16 protein-coding genes, 2 tRNA genes and 1 pseudogene are annotated in these 15,895 nt (G+C 50.2%); 8 read left to right on the forward strand and 11 right to left on the reverse strand.

Features of this window, described 5'->3' with window-relative positions; translation table 11 throughout:
- Nucleotides 1–4: 4 nt before the first annotated feature.
- Nucleotides 5–706 carry a tRNA (5-methylaminomethyl-2-thiouridine)(34)-methyltransferase MnmC2 gene (mnmC2, locus tag BMZ51_RS05280; protein WP_068007831.1) on the reverse strand — a complete coding sequence of 234 codons (702 nt, stop codon included), beginning with the start codon at nucleotides 704–706 and terminating at the stop codon, nucleotides 5–7.
- Nucleotides 707–774: 68 nt separating this feature from the next.
- Here mnmC2 and BMZ51_RS05285 point away from each other — a divergent pair, with 68 nt between their 5' ends.
- The 3 genes and pseudogenes from BMZ51_RS05285 (at nucleotide 775) to BMZ51_RS24720 (ending at nucleotide 2,774) form a co-directional block, all read left to right on the forward strand.
- On the forward strand, nucleotides 775–1,893 hold the full coding sequence (locus BMZ51_RS05285) for an NAD(P)/FAD-dependent oxidoreductase (RefSeq protein WP_068007834.1): 1,119 nt from the start codon (nucleotides 775–777) through the stop codon (nucleotides 1,891–1,893).
- Nucleotides 1,894–2,158: 265 nt separating this feature from the next.
- Complete coding sequence (locus BMZ51_RS05290) at nucleotides 2,159–2,449, forward strand: YggT family protein (RefSeq protein ID WP_068007838.1); 291 nt, start codon at nucleotides 2,159–2,161, stop codon at nucleotides 2,447–2,449.
- A gap of 3 nt (nucleotides 2,450–2,452) precedes the next feature.
- Nucleotides 2,453–2,774, forward strand: a pseudogene (locus tag BMZ51_RS24720) (DUF167 family protein).
- Between the two features lie 13 nt (nucleotides 2,775–2,787).
- Here BMZ51_RS24720 and BMZ51_RS05300 read toward each other — a convergent pair.
- From BMZ51_RS05300 to BMZ51_RS05320, 5 genes are all read right to left on the reverse strand, one after another.
- The gene (locus BMZ51_RS05300; RefSeq protein WP_068007839.1) at nucleotides 2,788–2,979 is read right to left on the reverse strand and encodes a Trm112 family protein; all 192 of its coding nucleotides are present in this window, start codon (nucleotides 2,977–2,979) and stop codon (nucleotides 2,788–2,790) included.
- 30 nt (nucleotides 2,980–3,009) lie between these two features.
- On the reverse strand, nucleotides 3,010–3,690 hold the full coding sequence (locus BMZ51_RS05305; RefSeq protein ID WP_068007842.1) for an LON peptidase substrate-binding domain-containing protein: 681 nt from the start codon (nucleotides 3,688–3,690) through the stop codon (nucleotides 3,010–3,012).
- A 43-nt stretch (nucleotides 3,691–3,733) separates the two neighbouring features.
- Nucleotides 3,734–4,732 carry a thioredoxin gene (trxA, locus tag BMZ51_RS05310; protein ID WP_068007846.1) on the reverse strand — a complete coding sequence of 333 codons (999 nt, stop codon included), beginning with the start codon at nucleotides 4,730–4,732 and terminating at the stop codon, nucleotides 3,734–3,736.
- A gap of 120 nt (nucleotides 4,733–4,852) precedes the next feature.
- The gene (locus BMZ51_RS05315) at nucleotides 4,853–5,380 is read right to left on the reverse strand and encodes a prolyl-tRNA synthetase associated domain-containing protein (RefSeq protein WP_068007849.1); all 528 of its coding nucleotides are present in this window, start codon (nucleotides 5,378–5,380) and stop codon (nucleotides 4,853–4,855) included.
- 163 nt (nucleotides 5,381–5,543) lie between these two features.
- Complete coding sequence (locus tag BMZ51_RS05320; protein ID WP_068007852.1) at nucleotides 5,544–5,957, reverse strand: NUDIX domain-containing protein; 414 nt, start codon at nucleotides 5,955–5,957, stop codon at nucleotides 5,544–5,546.
- 375 nt (nucleotides 5,958–6,332) lie between these two features.
- On the opposite strand from BMZ51_RS05320, the gene BMZ51_RS05325 reads away from it, so the two are divergent.
- Together BMZ51_RS05325 and BMZ51_RS05330 are read left to right on the forward strand one after the other, a co-directional pair.
- Nucleotides 6,333–6,407, forward strand: a tRNA-Gly gene (locus BMZ51_RS05325).
- Nucleotides 6,408–6,455: 48 nt separating this feature from the next.
- Nucleotides 6,456–6,530: transfer RNA gene (locus BMZ51_RS05330), tRNA-Gly, on the forward strand.
- A 90-nt stretch (nucleotides 6,531–6,620) separates the two neighbouring features.
- On the opposite strand, the gene BMZ51_RS05335 is transcribed toward BMZ51_RS05330, so the two are convergent.
- On the reverse strand, nucleotides 6,621–7,736 hold the full coding sequence (locus BMZ51_RS05335) for an FAD-dependent oxidoreductase (RefSeq protein WP_068007855.1): 1,116 nt from the start codon (nucleotides 7,734–7,736) through the stop codon (nucleotides 6,621–6,623).
- A 173-nt stretch (nucleotides 7,737–7,909) separates the two neighbouring features.
- Here BMZ51_RS05335 and BMZ51_RS05340 point away from each other — a divergent pair, with 173 nt between their 5' ends.
- The 3 genes from BMZ51_RS05340 to BMZ51_RS05350 all read left to right on the forward strand — a co-directional run bounded on the left by BMZ51_RS05340 (nucleotide 7,910) and on the right by BMZ51_RS05350 (nucleotide 11,271).
- Nucleotides 7,910–8,317 (forward strand): YchJ family protein, encoded by a 408-nt coding sequence (locus tag BMZ51_RS05340; RefSeq protein ID WP_068007857.1) that lies wholly within the window; start codon nucleotides 7,910–7,912, stop codon nucleotides 8,315–8,317.
- Nucleotides 8,318–8,771: 454 nt separating this feature from the next.
- Nucleotides 8,772–10,157, forward strand: coding sequence for a lipopolysaccharide biosynthesis protein (locus BMZ51_RS05345; RefSeq protein ID WP_208979315.1), 1,386 nt, complete (start codon nucleotides 8,772–8,774; stop codon nucleotides 10,155–10,157).
- Nucleotides 10,144–11,271, forward strand: coding sequence for a GNAT family N-acetyltransferase (locus tag BMZ51_RS05350; RefSeq protein WP_068007864.1), 1,128 nt, complete (start codon nucleotides 10,144–10,146; stop codon nucleotides 11,269–11,271). The genes BMZ51_RS05345 and BMZ51_RS05350 overlap by 14 nt, the downstream gene beginning before the upstream one ends.
- 3 nt (nucleotides 11,272–11,274) lie before the next feature.
- Here the strand turns inward: BMZ51_RS05350 and BMZ51_RS05355 are convergent, their stop codons facing one another.
- The 4 genes from BMZ51_RS05355 to BMZ51_RS05370 all read right to left on the reverse strand — a co-directional run bounded on the left by BMZ51_RS05355 (nucleotide 11,275) and on the right by BMZ51_RS05370 (nucleotide 15,830).
- On the reverse strand, nucleotides 11,275–12,924 hold the full coding sequence (locus BMZ51_RS05355; RefSeq protein ID WP_068007866.1) for an AMP-binding protein: 1,650 nt from the start codon (nucleotides 12,922–12,924) through the stop codon (nucleotides 11,275–11,277).
- Between the two features lie 107 nt (nucleotides 12,925–13,031).
- Nucleotides 13,032–13,544 (reverse strand): CAP domain-containing protein, encoded by a 513-nt coding sequence (locus BMZ51_RS05360; protein ID WP_068007868.1) that lies wholly within the window; start codon nucleotides 13,542–13,544, stop codon nucleotides 13,032–13,034.
- 149 nt (nucleotides 13,545–13,693) lie between these two features.
- The gene (locus BMZ51_RS05365) at nucleotides 13,694–14,953 is read right to left on the reverse strand and encodes a quaternary amine ABC transporter ATP-binding protein (RefSeq protein ID WP_068007871.1); all 1,260 of its coding nucleotides are present in this window, start codon (nucleotides 14,951–14,953) and stop codon (nucleotides 13,694–13,696) included.
- A gap of 7 nt (nucleotides 14,954–14,960) precedes the next feature.
- On the reverse strand, nucleotides 14,961–15,830 hold the full coding sequence (locus BMZ51_RS05370) for an ABC transporter permease (protein WP_068007916.1): 870 nt from the start codon (nucleotides 15,828–15,830) through the stop codon (nucleotides 14,961–14,963).
- Between the last annotated feature and the right edge of the window lie 65 nt (nucleotides 15,831–15,895).

Raw genomic sequence — 15,895 nt, forward strand, 5'->3', positions numbered from 1 at the left:
TCAATCAGGCGAGTGTGGCGGCAGGTTTCTGCCCCACCATCATCTGACGTTTTGTGCCATAGCCTTTGATGCGCTCCACATCAAAACCAGCTGTTTGCAGGTTGCGACGCACCCAACCAGCTGCCGTGTAGGTTCCAAAAGTCCCGCCAACAGTAGTTTTCTCACCAATGGCGAGCATCAGCTCCCGTTCCCATAATTCCGGATTACGTGCAGGATTGAAGCCATCAAGGAACCAAGCATCAATGGGGATAGATAGTGTTGGCAACATTTCACGTGCATCACCAACGCCCAGCAGCAGCCGCACACCATCAATCGTGATTGGGTTCCAGCCGGGTTGAGGGTTCCATACAGCTAACAGCTTGTCCGTAAGGCTCTTCAGCTCAGGCCACTGTGACAGCGCTTTCTCAATCTCAGCAACCTCCATCGGATAAAGCTCAAACGAAACGTAAGTCAGCTTTGCGCGTTCCGCTTCAGGCAAACTCAGCAGTAACTCCAACGTGACAAGAAAGTTCAGCCCGGTCCCAAATCCTAGTTCCGCAATATGAAAAGAACCTGTTCCCTTCAACCGATCTGGAAGCCGGTTACCCTGCAAAAATACGTAGCGTGCTTCGCCTAATCCACCGGCTTTGGAGTAATAAGTGTCTCCAAACTGCGACGCAAAAGGGACATTTGCATCATCCCATTCCAATTTTGGGTACTCTGTCATATGTCTAAGCCAAATCTCTAACGTAAATACAGTCAGGGCTTATACCCTAACCCGGGAAATAAAAAAATATGACCTACGATATTGTTATTGTTGGTGGGGGAATTTTCGGACTTAGCGTCGCTAAAGCCGCATTGGGCAAGGGCCTGAAAGTCGCTCTTCTGGAAAAAGACACCATCGCTTCAGGGGCAAGCGCGGGCCTCGTCGGCGCTTTAATGCCTCATGTTCCAAGTCGCTGGAATGAAAAGAAGCAGTTCCAACTGGATGCCCTGATTGAGCTTTCAGATATTGTAGCTAAACTCGAAGAGGCCACTGGCCTGTCCGTCGGCTATAGCCGCGCTGGCCGCCTCATCCCGCTCTACACCGAACATAAACTAGAGCATACTTTGGACCGTGTAGAGGAAAGCAAACAACGCTGGAACAGTGCAGAAACAGGCTTCACCTTCAATGTGGTGAAAGAAACACCATTTAACGATTGGCTCACACCAGAGGCAGCTCCCCTCGGAATCATCTGGGACACCTTGGCCGCGCGCGCAAACCCACGCCTCGTTTCAGCTGGCCTCAAAGTCTTTCTCGAACCGCGCATTGACATCATGGAGCACACTCCGTTTTTGGGGTTCGATGAAAAAACCGGTACTGTCTCTCTTGGCAATGGCGGAAGTCTGACGGCCGATCGTGTTGTGCTTTCAGCCGGCTACGAGGGCTTTACTCCTCTTAGCGAAATGGCCGGAAAAACCATTGGCATTGGCGTAAAAGGGCAGTCACTTCTGCTGGAGTACAAAGCCGACAGACCGCTTCCGGTTATCTATGACGATGGAATTTATGTCGTCTCTCATGCCAATGGCACCGTTGCTATCGGCTCAACCTCAGAACAGGAATGGGAAAGCAAAGAACCCGTTGAAGAGGACATTCAGGCCATGCTGTCCAAGGCGGTTTCATTCTGCCCTTCACTCAAGGGTGCCCCGATCCTCACGCGATGGGCTGGCATTCGGCCAAAATGTAAAAAACGAGATCCTTTGGTTGGTCTTATTCCTGGCAAAGATAAAACGTGGGTGGCAACTGGAGGCTTCAAGATTTCCTATGCAATTTCCCATCGCATCGCAGTCTGCCTGATGCAGGAAATGTTCCCAGAGCAGGGTAAACCAGTTCATTTGCCAGAAAGCTTCAAGCCAGCGCACCACTTCACCTGAAGTACAAAGACGCATTGCGGCTCATCCAAACAACAACAGTGACACCGGCTTTACAGCAGGATTCAAGAGTGCCGATCTGCTCAAACACCTATTAGTTCTTCGGCTGGTTCAAGAAATTAGCTCTAAATATAGAAAAATGAGGCATATTGGACCTTGCAGGTGTCACTGTTCAAAGTTACATGAGGAATAACTTTGTTTCCTAAGCTCTGTCTTTAAGGAAGCAACCCAGAAAATTCTCTCCGCAAACTTGGAGTTTAACCAGTCCATGCGCGCTATTCTTGATGTCGTTTTCATCATCCTAAATCTTTATACATGGGTCATTATTGCAAACGTGATCTTCTCGTGGCTCTATGCGTTCAACGTGGTGAACTCGAGCAATCAGTTCATCGCAATGATTGGGCAGACACTCTACAATCTAACAGAACCGCTTTTGCGCCCAATCCGTCGGTTCCTGCCATCAATGGGTGGGTTGGATCTTTCTCCCATTGTTCTTTTGCTCGGTATCTTCCTCATTGAGCGCGTCATCGGCCTCTACGTCTACCCCTACGTATTTTAAGTAGTGGCCGAACAAGAACCGCCTTGGAAATTGCAGGCTGACGGAATTCTCATTACCGTCCGCCTCACCCCCAAGGTCCTCAAAGGATCAAATTGAAAAGATAGGCGAACAGTCGGATGGCCGGACGCTTGTGTTGGCGCGTGTGCGCGCAGTGCCAGAAAAAGGCGCGGCAAACAAATCCGTTGCAAAGCTCTTTGCAAAAGCACTTTCTGTTCCCAAATCGTCAGCTGAAGTCATTGCAGGCTCCACCGCCCGCATTAAAACACTGCGCGTTCGAGGAGAACCGCAGGAGCTAACAAAAAGGCTAGAAGAACATCTCTCCTAGCCTTCAAAAACTTTTAGTCTTCAAGCTTACGCGCTTCTTCTTCAAGCATAATCGGAATGCCGTTTCGAATTGGGTAGGCCAACTTCGCAGCGCGAGAAACCAACTCCTGTGTTTCAGGGTTGTAATCAAGCGTCGTCTTCGTCACTGGGCAAACCAGCAGCTCCAAAAGGCGCCGGTCCAGTTGTGGCGCTTCAAATTCGCTCATAGAGCCCTCATTTCTTATCATATTCCAAGACTACTGCAGGGCGCTCCCAGAAGCATCATTGCCACGCGCCAGCTCAATCTCTGCCAGCGCAATCAGCGTATCAGCGCGCATTTTCAGGCTCTCGGTTTCCAGCAGAGCTTGCTTCTCCTTTGGTCCATAAGGGCTCATCATGCACAGCGCATTGACCAATACCTCTGAAGAAGCTGATTTAACGCTATCCCAGTCAGCTTCCAGCTCGTTCACACTTAGGTATTCTGTCAAAGTGGAGAACAACTGGTCACGGTCAACCTCATCTTCACCAAGCCCAACTTTAAGGTCGCCTGCAAAACGGGTCGCATCGACGTGGCCACGACGAAATGGCGCGCGCTCTTCAAGCTCACCACGCAGCTCAAATCGGGAAACACCGGAAATCGTGACCAGATAGCGGCCGTCGCCACTCTCTTGAAAACCGGTAATTCGCCCCATACTACCTACGGTGCAGAGCTTTGGCCTGCCTGCGAGGTCCTCATTGCTTGTATCGAACTGCGGCTGAATAACCCCAATCATGCGGTCAGTGCGTAAAGCACTGTCAATCATGGCGGTGTAACGCGGCTCAAATACATTGAGAGGCATATGGGAACGCGGGAGCAAGATGGCTCCCGGCAAAACAAACAAGGGTACAACCTGCGGCAGGTCATCCAGACTTGCGTAGGTTGCGTTTCCAACGGTCATCGAGGCCACTTAAGTGCTCTCCACTCTTATCATTAGGCCAAGATTACGAGAACAAAATTGAAGAGAGTTTACGACGGCCATATGCAGCACCTGCATCTTTGAAGCCCCAGGCTTCAAAGAACTGCAAAAGCTGCTTGCGCGCGCCATCCTCATTCCATTCACGATCACGACGAATAATTTCAATGAGCTCGTCGACAGCGCCGGTTTTATCACCCTTACCATTGAGCCCAAGTGCCAGATCAAAGCGAGCTTCGTGATCATCTGCATTTGCATCAACACGCGCACGCAGCTCAGCAAGATCATCGATATTTTCAGCCTGTTCAGCAAGCTCAAGCGCAGTTTTAGCCGCGATATAGTGCTGAGAGGTTTGCTTATCTTCCGGCACCATATCCAGCATCTGCTGTGCGTGCTCTTTTTCGCCAAGTGCCAGATAACACATAGCTAAACCGCTCAATGCCTGAACATTGCCAGCATCGAGTGAAAGCGCCCCACCGTAAAGCTGAGCAGCTTCCGGGTAGCCCTCGGCATCGCGAAGTTCATCGGCCTTTTCCAGCATCACATCAATATCGCTAGGGCCGATCCGAACGCCGATACCCTCCAAAAACTTCTTGACCTCGCCTTCGGTCTGCGCGCCCATAAATCCGTCAACAGGCTGCCCACCCTTAAATGCAAACACAGCAGGGATAGATTGAACACCCATTTGGCCCGCAACTTCGGGGTACTCCTCGATGTTCATTTTTACGAGTTGCACAGAGCCGCCAGCTTCCTTAACCACTTTTTCAAGTGTCGGAGTAAGTTGCTTACATGGCTCACACCACGGCGCCCAGAAATCCACGAGAACCACATGATCGCGCGAACCCTCGATCACATCCTTCATGAAATTCTGCGTGGTCGTGTCTTTAACCAGATCTGCCGCAGGAATTTTCGCCGCTGGAGCAGGAGTTGGTGCTGGCTGAGGCGAATTGGTTTGGTATCCACCACCATAACCACCGCCCAGAGAGCCGCCAAAGCTACCACCTACGGAATAACCGGATCCACTCATAATCTTGACCCTTTAACTGCGTTGGGAGCTGCTTTTATCAGCGCTCCTCATATAAAATCTCTAACTGCTGCCTAAAATGGTCTTAGTGGAGACCAATTACAATCGGTGAACTCTCAGTTTTTAAAGATCTTCAGTGACTTTCTGCGCTTCCGCTGACACTGCAAGCACTCTGGCCTCATGCCCGCAGGCCTTTGCAAACACCAAAAGCCCGTCAGCAGAGATCGCTGTCGTTGCGTTATTGAGCAGCGGATGGAAATTCAACACATCCTGCTCCATCATCTTAGCATCAAAAACAACAGAAACCCTTTGCGCCTCTTTATCATTGATGATCGAAAACGGCGTCACAGACCCGGGAGTAACACCCAGCACCTCTTCAAGCAGGTCAGCTTTACCAAACGATACACGACCAGAAGCGCCGATCACTGCAGATATCTTCTTCAAATCGATAGTCGCATCATGCAGTGCAACCACGAGAAAAAGGTTACCTTTTTTGTCTTTCAAGAACAAATTCTTGGTATGCCCACCTGGAATACGCTCATGCAAGACGCCCGATTCCGCAACGGTAAAGACTGGTTCGTGGTCAACAGTGGAAACTGGAATACCTAACCCTTCCAGGAACGACATGAGCTGCATACGATTGACTGGCATTGAATGGGCCTCCCCCAAAGACTTATTAGAAAAGCCAAGTACTTGATACTCAAACACCAAACTGTTTTAAGGCAGTCACAAAAAAAGGCAAGCAATCCCAAAGAACAGCCTTCAGTTGCGATATTTTGCAAAAGCCTTGGAACTCATTCACGTGCAGCCCAATTCACTGAAGGTCGCCGCGTTTTCGCAGAATTTGAAATATCTCCGTGTAGTCCGTAAATGCCAGATCAGGAAGGTTGCAGGCCTCGTGAAAACTGACCCATCGCAGTTCGGAATGCTCATCACCAAGGTTCTTTGGCGTCCCCTCCCAATCATCGACAATATAATGGTGGAATGAAACGGCCTCCGTTGTGCGAGTAGCCGTAGTTTCTGTCTTCATAAGTTTGGAATAGCCTTTAGCTATGACCCCGAGCTCCTCTTCCAGCTCTCTTCTCAAAGCACACTGCAACATTTCGTTTGGCTCTACGTGTCCTCCCGGGAAACTCCACGTCCCAGCGTAATTTCTACGAAACTTAGAGCGCGAGCCCATAAGGACACGGCCCTTTCGCAGCAAAAGCCCTGTTACTATATCGGTCACTCAGTTGTTCCCTTCAAAAATTTGCTGTCAAACCTCTGCCTCAAAGCCATTCGGAAAAATATTTTCACCGATCCCATTGAGATATATGAGTTTGCAGCGTTCGGATCTAAAAATTCTCAGACAAATAACCGTCAATCCAACTACGTTAATTTTCTCATCTGCAAATATTTCCACAGCACCAAAACAACACCTAAAAATACTCTAACCATATGATTATAATAAAACTTTCTATTCAAACATCTCATCTCTGCATCCACAAGCGGCTGGGTATCCCACAGCCATTTTCAAATTCCTTGTTGCATTCACCCCGAGCTTTTGCCATATAGCTCCCACCTCACCGACGGGGCCGCCACAAACGGCCCTAGCGAAACAGATGCGGGCGTAGCTCAGGGGTAGAGCATAACCTTGCCAAGGTTAGGGTCGAGAGTTCGAATCTCTTCGCCCGCTCCAGTTTCTTTTAGAAGCTGAGTTTTCGCAAAGTTGGACTTTTTTGGATATGCGGGCGTAGCTCAGGGGTAGAGCATAACCTTGCCAAGGTTAGGGTCGAGAGTTCGAATCTCTTCGCCCGCTCCAAAAAAACAAAAGAACCGCCTTCGGGCGGTTTTTTGTTATCCAGATGCTCTCAACCCCTCTCTCATAAAGTTTGCAGCAGCAGTTATAAACTCATTCCTCCCCTTCCAACCATGGAGGAAAAGGAGTGCTATCAGCCGAGACAATGCTCAAAAGCCTTCCCTGAAAGTATCTACTTCGTCCAAGAACGGGCAAGAACTTTTGCCGAAAAAGCCGGATCGCGGCGTTGTTTGAGGCAAGAAAGCGCGTCCCATGGTCCACGGTCTTCAAAACCTCAGCTGCAACCGGACGGCGATCCAGCATATATTGATGCGTATGCCCCGTAGACACCTGCCAGGCTAACCATGCTGCATCCTCAATACCAAGGTTCATGCCCCTTCCAGCAAATGGAGAGTGTACATGAGCTGCGTCTCCAACCAGAAAAACACGCCCTTTTTGGTACAAGTTCACCAGCCGATGAGTGATACGGAATGTCGATTTCCAGTTAACTTTATTGACCTTCAATATCGGAGGCATATCTTCTAGTGGATCTTCCTGATCGGCAATTATTCTTGCACGATTTGCCGAAATCGGGATCACGGCAAATATATAGGGGGACCGGTCAAACATCGTGGGACCATCCATAGAAAGCGTTGGCTCCAACTCCACATCAGCCAGTCCCCAATCATATGCGTACGAGCTGCCTGCAAATGTAAAACCCATCTTCGAACGCACCACGGAATGCGCACCATCCGCTCCAATGACCATTCCCGGGTGCAGCACTTCCTGGTCTCCATCAGCGTTCTGGACGACAGCGATCACTTCATCTGCCTGCTGCTCCAGCTCCACCAACTCACAGCCTCTTTCAACTTCTACGCCCTGTTCTGTCAAATGCCGTTCCATGATGGTTTCGGTTTCGTATTGTGGCAAAGACAGCATAAACTTATAGGGGCCTTTAATATCAGTAAGGGCAATCTCCATCAGTTCTCCACTCGGCCCGCGAAAGTGGACGTGCTTCAACTTCCAGCCCTTTTGTATGAGCTTATCAGCCACGCCTGATGGTTTAAGAATCTGTAATGTTCTTGGATTGACCGCAAGCGCACGAGATTGAACGTGAGGGCGCAAGTTCTTATCGATGATACGCGGCGTAAATCCACGTCGCTTCAACTCTATCGCAGCAGCTAATCCGCCGGGCCCTGCTCCAACAATAAGAATTCGTCCTCTTTGCATCACCGTCCTGCCATACCTAGGAAACGCTAGGCTGAGCTTATGCAAAAGCTTCTGTTGGAGCGTTGACCCAATAAGGCGAACTTTAATGACCCGAGGCGGACCTCGTTTGCTTTCTTGACCTGATACGAAATTTGTCGTTTAGCTGCACACTCAAATTTCAAGGAAACCAACCCATGTCAGCGTCCTGTCCATGCCAATCAGGAAAAGACTTCGCAGCCTGTTGCCAACCATTTCTGGAAAGCAGGGCACTGCCGGAAACTGCCGAGCAACTCATGCGCTCTCGCTACAGTGCCTATGCAACAAAGCAACTTGAATATCTCAAGGACACCTTGTGGCCGCGCTACCAAAAGAGCTTTAGTGCTGTCGACACTGCCGCATATCTAGAACAAACCCAATGGGTGGGTCTTGAAATTCTCTCGACTGAAAAAGGACTGGCCAGTGACGCGATTGGAAGCGTCCTGTTCTGCGCCAAATACATTGCCCAAGGAAAATTTGGGGAACAAAGAGAGTTAAGCCTGTTCAAGAAACGCAAAGGACGCTGGTACTACGTTGAGCCGCTCCAAGAAGGTTCTCGCCTCTAAGCCAGCTGCCACTCTCATTAGAACAGTTAGCGGTTGTCAGATCAAAATCAGATAGCCTCAACGCTGCCTCAGGCCCCTTCAGCAAAAAGAGTCGGCCCCTACAAAGTTTGGGCGGATGTAGGGACCGACGCGAGCTGCACGATCAAAGGGAGGCGACCCTCCAAACCGCGAGGCAGTTCAGCAAATTCACGCTCAATGTTCACTATCTGTTCCAATATTGATTCCGTCAAACCATCCCAAAGCCAAATATCAAAAACCCTCATAAATTCTCCCGCGCCATTTCAGTGGCAACTTCAAGTTGGCTAAGCCACTGTTTCCAAACGGAGACATGTCGCATCCTCAAAACCAACAGGGTCATTCCGAAAAAATTAAGTTTCATACTAGTAATAATTAATCTGAGAAAATTAGGGCTTACTGCGTGCAAGAACTCCTTCACAGATGGGCGAGAGTACTTTTGCCTCAAAGCGCCTATGCGACCCTGCTGTCGGTATTGGATAAGGTATTCAACACCATCATCAGCAAAGGCGAAGCAGGTGGCGCTCAGCGGTCAGCCCTAATTGTATTTGCACTGCGGGTTTTAAGTGCAGCGCTTGCCTATCTAATGCAGGTCATTCTGGCGCGCTGGACCGGGGCTTCAGAATATGGCGTCTTCATCGTCGTATGGACCACCATTGTTATACTCACAGTCTTTTCCGGCCTCGGATTCTCAGTTTCGCTTCTTCGCTTTATTCCAGAGTACCTGGAAAAGAAACAGTATGGCCTCCTCAACGGATTGCTCTTTAGCGCGCGCTTTCTGGTCCTGCTCAGCTCAACCCTGATCGCTATGTTTGGGGTTACGATAACCTGGCTCTTTTCTGACTACATCGGCAACGCCTATATCCTACCGCTTTATCTCATCGCAATCTGCCTGCCTATGCACACCTACACCGGCATGTTGGAAGGCATTGCAAGAGCGCAAGACTGGCAATTGAAAGCAATGGTGCCAGATTTTATTGGCCGCCCGTTGCTTGTACTTGCATATATGCTGATCGCATTGGCACTAGGCTACCCAGCCACCGCCGTTACAGCTTGCATCGTTGCAATCGCGGCGGTCTGGACCGTCGCTGTCCTCCAGACAATCATGATGGAAGTGTCTCTTAATAAGATCCACCGCCCAGCTCCCCGTAGATTTCAGCTCAGGTCCTGGTTGCTGGTGTCTCTTCCCATGCTTGCGGTGGATGGCTTTTTCCAACTTATCACGAGCTCTGATGTAATCTTGATTGGTATCTGGCTTCCATCAGATCAGGTCGGCATCTATTTTGCGGCCTCCCGCACACTCGCATTGATGCACTTTGTCTACTACGCCGTACGCGCCGCCAGTGCCCCCCGCATGGCACGTCTCTATCATGCCAATGACTTAAATGGCCTGAGAGCCTTTGTTGGAAGCGCAGCCAAGCTGACATTCTGGCCTAGCCTATTGATAGCTGGGTTCATAATGGTGGTTGGCCCCTTCCTGCTCACACTGTTCGGCGAAGGGTTTTCCCAAGGCACTCCCATACTCTACATTCTTGTCATCGGAGTTCTCGCCCGCGCAGCAATTGGGCCCGCTGACGCCTTACTGACACTGTCTGGCCACCAAAACACCTGTGCTAAAATCTATGCCACCGTGTTTGTCTTAAACTTGGCTCTCAACACGCTCTTCATACCAATGTTCGGGCTGTATGGGGCAGCTATGGCAACGACACTCGTCATCCTCTTCGAAGCAATCCTGCTTTATCGCAGCGCCTACAAACACCTCGGCCTGCACACATTTATTCTGCCGATAAAAAGCCGGGAAGCAGCCACCAATGAAGCAGGATAGCGCAACTATCAAACTGGTTGATCCCGGCAATGACGAAACCTCAGAGCTTCTGTGGAAACAGCTGTCTCAGACTGCAATAGAGCCCAATCCATTCTTTTCCAAAACCTTCATAGGACCCTTCAACACACACATGGCAGGTGGATCAGTCAAGCTCTTGCTGGCGCTTGATGCATCTGGCACCAAAGCACTTGCAGCCCTGCCAGTTGTAATGGTCCGGTGGGGACTGTTTCTTAAATTACCATGCGCGCTGGCAGGAGATTACGGCCCTCTTGGCACCCTACTCGTCTCACCAGAAGCCACAGGGACTACAGTTCACACCCTACTGCAAACCGCAGCCAATTTAAGCTGGTGCAAAGTTCTGATCCTGCCATTCCACGGAACAAATGGACCTGTCTACAAGCTTCTGCAAGAAACGCTTTGCACATCAAAGTGGACCCAATTGACATGGCTTGAGGAAGACCGTGCCTTCCAGCCTCCCGGGCAATTGGGGCAAGCCAGCTTCGATGCTCTAAAAAAACGTTCGTCATGGAAGAGTACCTTTAAAAGTCAGCGCCGTTTAGAAAAGCAAGGCACACTCACCTTTTCTATGTTGGAAAGCCAAGCGGATATAGAAGCGGGCCTTGAGGCGTTTTTGAAGCTTGAAGCAGCAGGCTGGAAAGGGAGGCAAGGTACAGCGCTCCTTTCCAAAAAATCGGCAGCAGTCTTCACACGAGAAATGCTCGCAAAGCAGAACGCAACAAAGAGCATTCGCATAGGTCAGTTGAAGCTGGATAAAAAGCTGATTGCAACCAATATACTGTTGCGCGAACAAGGGCGCATTTTTGGATGGAAAACAGCCTTTGATCAGAACTTTGCAAAGTTCTCTCCGGGACAATTGCTCATTTATTACAGCACACTAAAGCTGCTGGAAGACCCAGAGTTCAACGGTGCAGATTCCCTGTCTACACCAAACAACCAAATGGCAAACAAAACTTGGGTAGCAAGGTTTCCATATACCACCATTCTCATCGGCAAAGGGTGGCTAGCACGTATTGCGATGTGGGACGCAAAAGTTGGAGCAACCATCAAACTAGCCCTCAAAAGCACCGCGAAAAAGCTATTGGGCCGCAAATAACTCCTAGCTTTCAACAAGCTCAACTTCTTTGCGTGCTCGATCGCGTAAGATCCGACGGATGACCTTTCCACTTGTCGTCAGCGGCAACTCAGAGACAAAGTCGATCTCTCGCGGATACTCATGAGCAGAAAGGCTCACACGCACGTATTGGCGGATGTCGTTCGTTAAGGCCTCACTCGGCTCATAACCATCCTTTAAAACAATGTAGGCCTTAACGATTTCAGTGCGCACAGGGTCAGGCTTACCCACCACTGCAGCCAGACCAACAGCTTCGTGCGTAATCAAATAATCTTCAATTTCAGAAGGCCCGATGCGATACCCCGCCGAAGTAATCACATCATCATTACGGCCCACAAAGTGGATGTAGCCTTCTGCATCAGCAACGCCCTGATCGCCTGTCAGCATCCAATCGCCAAGAAATTTACTTTCGTCAGCATCTGGTCGCTGCCAATACTGCAGAAACATTACGGGAGTGCCACGACGAACTGCAATTTCCCCTTGCTCGCTCGCATCACATACAGAGCCGTCAGGGCGGATCACAGAAACTTCGTGCCCAGGCACTGGCCTGCCAATCGCACCAGCTTTAGAAACGCCCACAGCCTTGCCTGAGCCAAGCACAAGGTTACATTCTGTTTGGCCGTACATCTCGTTAGGCGTAACTCCAAGAGCTTCTTCGCTCCAGCTAAAAGCCTCAGCCCCCAGCGCTTCACCGGCAGAGCAGACGGAGCGCAATTTAAGCTTCTCTGTGTAAGGACTAGGATCAACACTTCGCATCATCTTAAGCGCTGTTGGCGGAATGAAAGCATTTCTCACGCCATGACGAACCATCAAGTCAAACGCACCCTCAGGATCAAACTTATCAATCCGAGCAGTGACAACAGGCACACCAAACTTAAGCGAGGGCAATAAGGCATTTAACAAACCACCAGCCCATGCCCAATCAGCAGGTGTCCAGAACAAGTCACCAGGTTGAGGCAACAGCTCATGCGCCATCTGTACCCCCGGCAAATGCCCAAGCAATACGCGATGAGCGAGTAACGCGCCCTTTGGCTGGCCTGTCGTGCCAGACGTGTAAATCATTAATGCAGGGTCATCCGGGCTGGTATCGCGGATCTCAAAACGATCAGCCCCCTTTTGGAGCAGACTCCAAAAATCCAAATCTCCGTGCGCTTGACCATCCCCATCAACGCAAACAATATGCTCAAGAAACGGCAGCTGCTCGCGAAGGGCAGAGAGTTTCTCAAGGCCAGAGCGGTTGGTGACCACCACGTTCGCTTCTGCATTTTCCAACCGATAGCGAAGCGCTTCAGGGCCAAACAAAGCCGCCAGAGGAACAGCGATGCCGCCTAGGCGATAAATAGCCAGATGTGAGATTGCAGTTTCAGGTGCTTGAGGTAATAGCAAAGCCACGCGATCTCGTGGAACAACCCCTAACGCGTACAGAGCGTTTGCAAGTTGGCTGGAGGAGCGTTTGAGCTGTCCATAACGCCATTCCTCGACAGAACCCGAAGGCAGCACATGCAGCAAAGCAAGGCGCTCTGGCTCTACGTTTGCCCAACGGTCACATGCATCATACGCAATGTTGTAACGCTCTGGCATATCCCAGCGAAATTCACTCCGCAGTTCCTCATATGATTTCAATGGTGACAGCACACCTATATCCCCTGGATCATTCCCGAAAGCCAGAGAGATTCTAACGCTGCAATGCAAAATGGGAAACTGGCCTTTGGTCGCCCTTTCCCCACCAACAGTGAGGAAAACTAGCGAGGGCCAGCAACCACAAGGCTCCAGAAAACCTTGTACTTTGATCCAGGTGCATAAGCGGTCGCGATCCCGATACGCGTCCCTTTAGCATCCAGCATCACCGCATTGTGTTTTGGAGAGTCACGCCAGCCCGAGAATGCTTCGGCCCACCTGCGATAACCAGCGCTTAGGTTATTGACTGCATAGACCTTACCCAGCCCCTCAGCTTGCATCAATGAAGACAGCCGGAGAGAGCCTTTTCGAGCCGCGTTCACATCTTCCGCTTTCGCCATCCCTTGGGCCTGCATTTGCGCAACCCGCATCAAATCGGGATCAATCGTGACCGCTGGCAGGTCTTTTTGAGCGCGGTAGCTGGAGATCATGACAGCCGCGACCTTTGCATCAACCTGCGCAGAATGGCTTTCTAGGTTTTGATAATAGCTTGGCGTTTCATCTTTGCTGACACAACCAGCCATAGCCAGCGCAACAACACAAAATACCGCAACTCTCTCAACACGAAACGTCTTCATTCAAAAATCACTTTTCTGAAAAACTCGAATCTCTTTGCCACACTTACTTCAAAAATAAGGCAAACCAAGTTCAAATTGAAAACACACCGATGAGTGAACACACAAAAGGCCGGGATGACCCGGCCTTTTGCTGCATAAATTAAAAGAGTTTAAGAAGCCTCTTTCAGGATGGGCTTATCTTTCTTGGCCCCACCTTCAGAAACATCTTTTTCACCTTGATCAAACTTGTCCCCATCCGGAGAAATGAGCACACTGCCCATTCCTTCAGCACTGAGAACACCTTTGAGGTGCCCGTCTTCATCCACCACAGCAACTGGACATTCAGCTTCCAGTGTCGCTGGCAGAGCAGCTTCAAGCGTACATTCCAACTCAACCGCGTTGCTGTCGTCCGCAAATGTATAAAGCGATGGACTATCACCAGGTTTGGCAATCTCTTCTTCCAAAGCCTCTTGCGTTACGACCCCGCGATACTCTTTGTTTTCGACAACATAGCCAAAGTCTTCATCGTAGCGACGCATATCCGCCAGCGCTTTTTCCATATTGTCGTGCGTGATGCGCATAACCGGTGGCTGCATCACGGTACCAACGGTCAGCACCCGCGCACGGTTTACATCACGAACAAAGGCTCGAACGTAGTCATCGGCTGGCTCAAGGAGAATTTCTGGCGGTGTACCAACTTGCGACAGCACGCCGTCCTTCAAGATAGCAATCTTGTCGCCAATACGCAGAGCTTCGTCCAGATCATGCGTAATAAAGACAATAGTCTTGTGCAGTTTTTCCTGCAACTCCACCAGCTGGTCTTGCATTTGCGAGCGAATCAATGGGTCCAGCGCCGAAAACGCTTCATCCATCAGCAGAATATCGGCATCAGTGGCAAGCGCCCTTGCTAGTCCAACACGCTGCTGCATGCCACCAGAAAGCTGACTTGGATACTGCTCTTCAAACCCGGATAGTCCGACCGTATCGATCCATTCACGGGCAACCTTTTCCCGCTCAGCTTTCGCTTTGCCCTGAACTTCTAAGCCGTATGCAACATTTTTAAGCACTGTGCGATGTGGCATCAAACCGAACCGCTGGAACACCATCGACATACGATGCCGGCGGAACTCCTCAAGTTCTTTGATTGAAAAGCCCATCACATCAACACCATCCACCAGAATGTGCCCGTCTGTCGGGTCAATCAAGCGGTTGAAGTGTCGGATTAGCGTTGACTTCCCTGAACCGGAAAGTCCCATGATCACAAAGATCTCACCCTTCTCGATGGAGAGGGACACATCATGTAAACCTAAAGTATGGCCAGTCTCAGCAAGCAGCTGTTCCTTGCCCATACCTTCTTTGACTTTCGCGAGTTGCTTCTTAGGGGCGCTACCAAAGATCTTGGTAATGTTTTGTACTTCGATTAAAGCCATCTGCGCTTTACCCTGTTACTTTGCGATGCGCCTGCATGCGCTGACCCGCAGCCTGCGTGATACGGTCAAACACGACAGCTAAAACAACAATTGCCATACCGCCAAGTAACCCGGTACCAGCATCATTACGTTGCAGACCAAGTAGAACAGTCTCACCTACACCGCGAGCACCAATCATGGAGGCAATCACAACCATCGCCAATGCCATCATCAGTGTTTGGTTAATCCCCTGCATGATGGAAGGCAACGCCAACGGAATCTGCACATCGCGCAAGATCTGGCCACGCGTCGCACCAAATGCACGACTTGCCTCAACGACTGCACTATCGACATGACGAATACCAAGATCAGTCAAGCGAATGAGCGGAGGCACGGCGTAGATAACCGTCGCGAGGATCGCAGGAACTTTACCCAGACCAAACAACATGGCAGCCGGGATAAGATAAACGAAACTTGGGATTGTTTGCATCAGGTCCAACACTGGGTTGAGCAACGCTCTAAACCGGTCGGCACGAGCGCTGATAACGCCCAACGGAATCCCGATGACAATAGAAATGAAAACTGCAACCAGCAAGATAGCGACCGTTTGCATCGCCTGGCTCCAGAGTCCTATAGCTCCGATAAACCACATCCCTGCCACAACCAATAAGCTGAGCGAGATTTTTCGGCTGGCAACATAAGCGATCAACGCAACAATAACGAGGATATAAATCGGGTCTGTTCCACGCAGCAAACGCTCCAACTTTACGAGAAAGTAGAGCAAGCTGTCGGAAAAGGCTTCCGTTGCATCACCGTAATTGACGACCAGATACTCAACGAACTGATTGACGCCGTCTTTGATAGGTTTCCCGAAGTTGGGAAACACATTGAATTCCATTGCGTCCTCTTGATCTTCCTACGCGAAAGAGGCCACAGATGTCCGCGGCCTCCAAGCATTATTCG

It is taken from the genome of Pseudovibrio axinellae (assembly GCF_900110875.1).
GTDB classification, from domain to species: Bacteria; Pseudomonadota; Alphaproteobacteria; order Rhizobiales; family Stappiaceae; genus Pseudovibrio; species Pseudovibrio axinellae.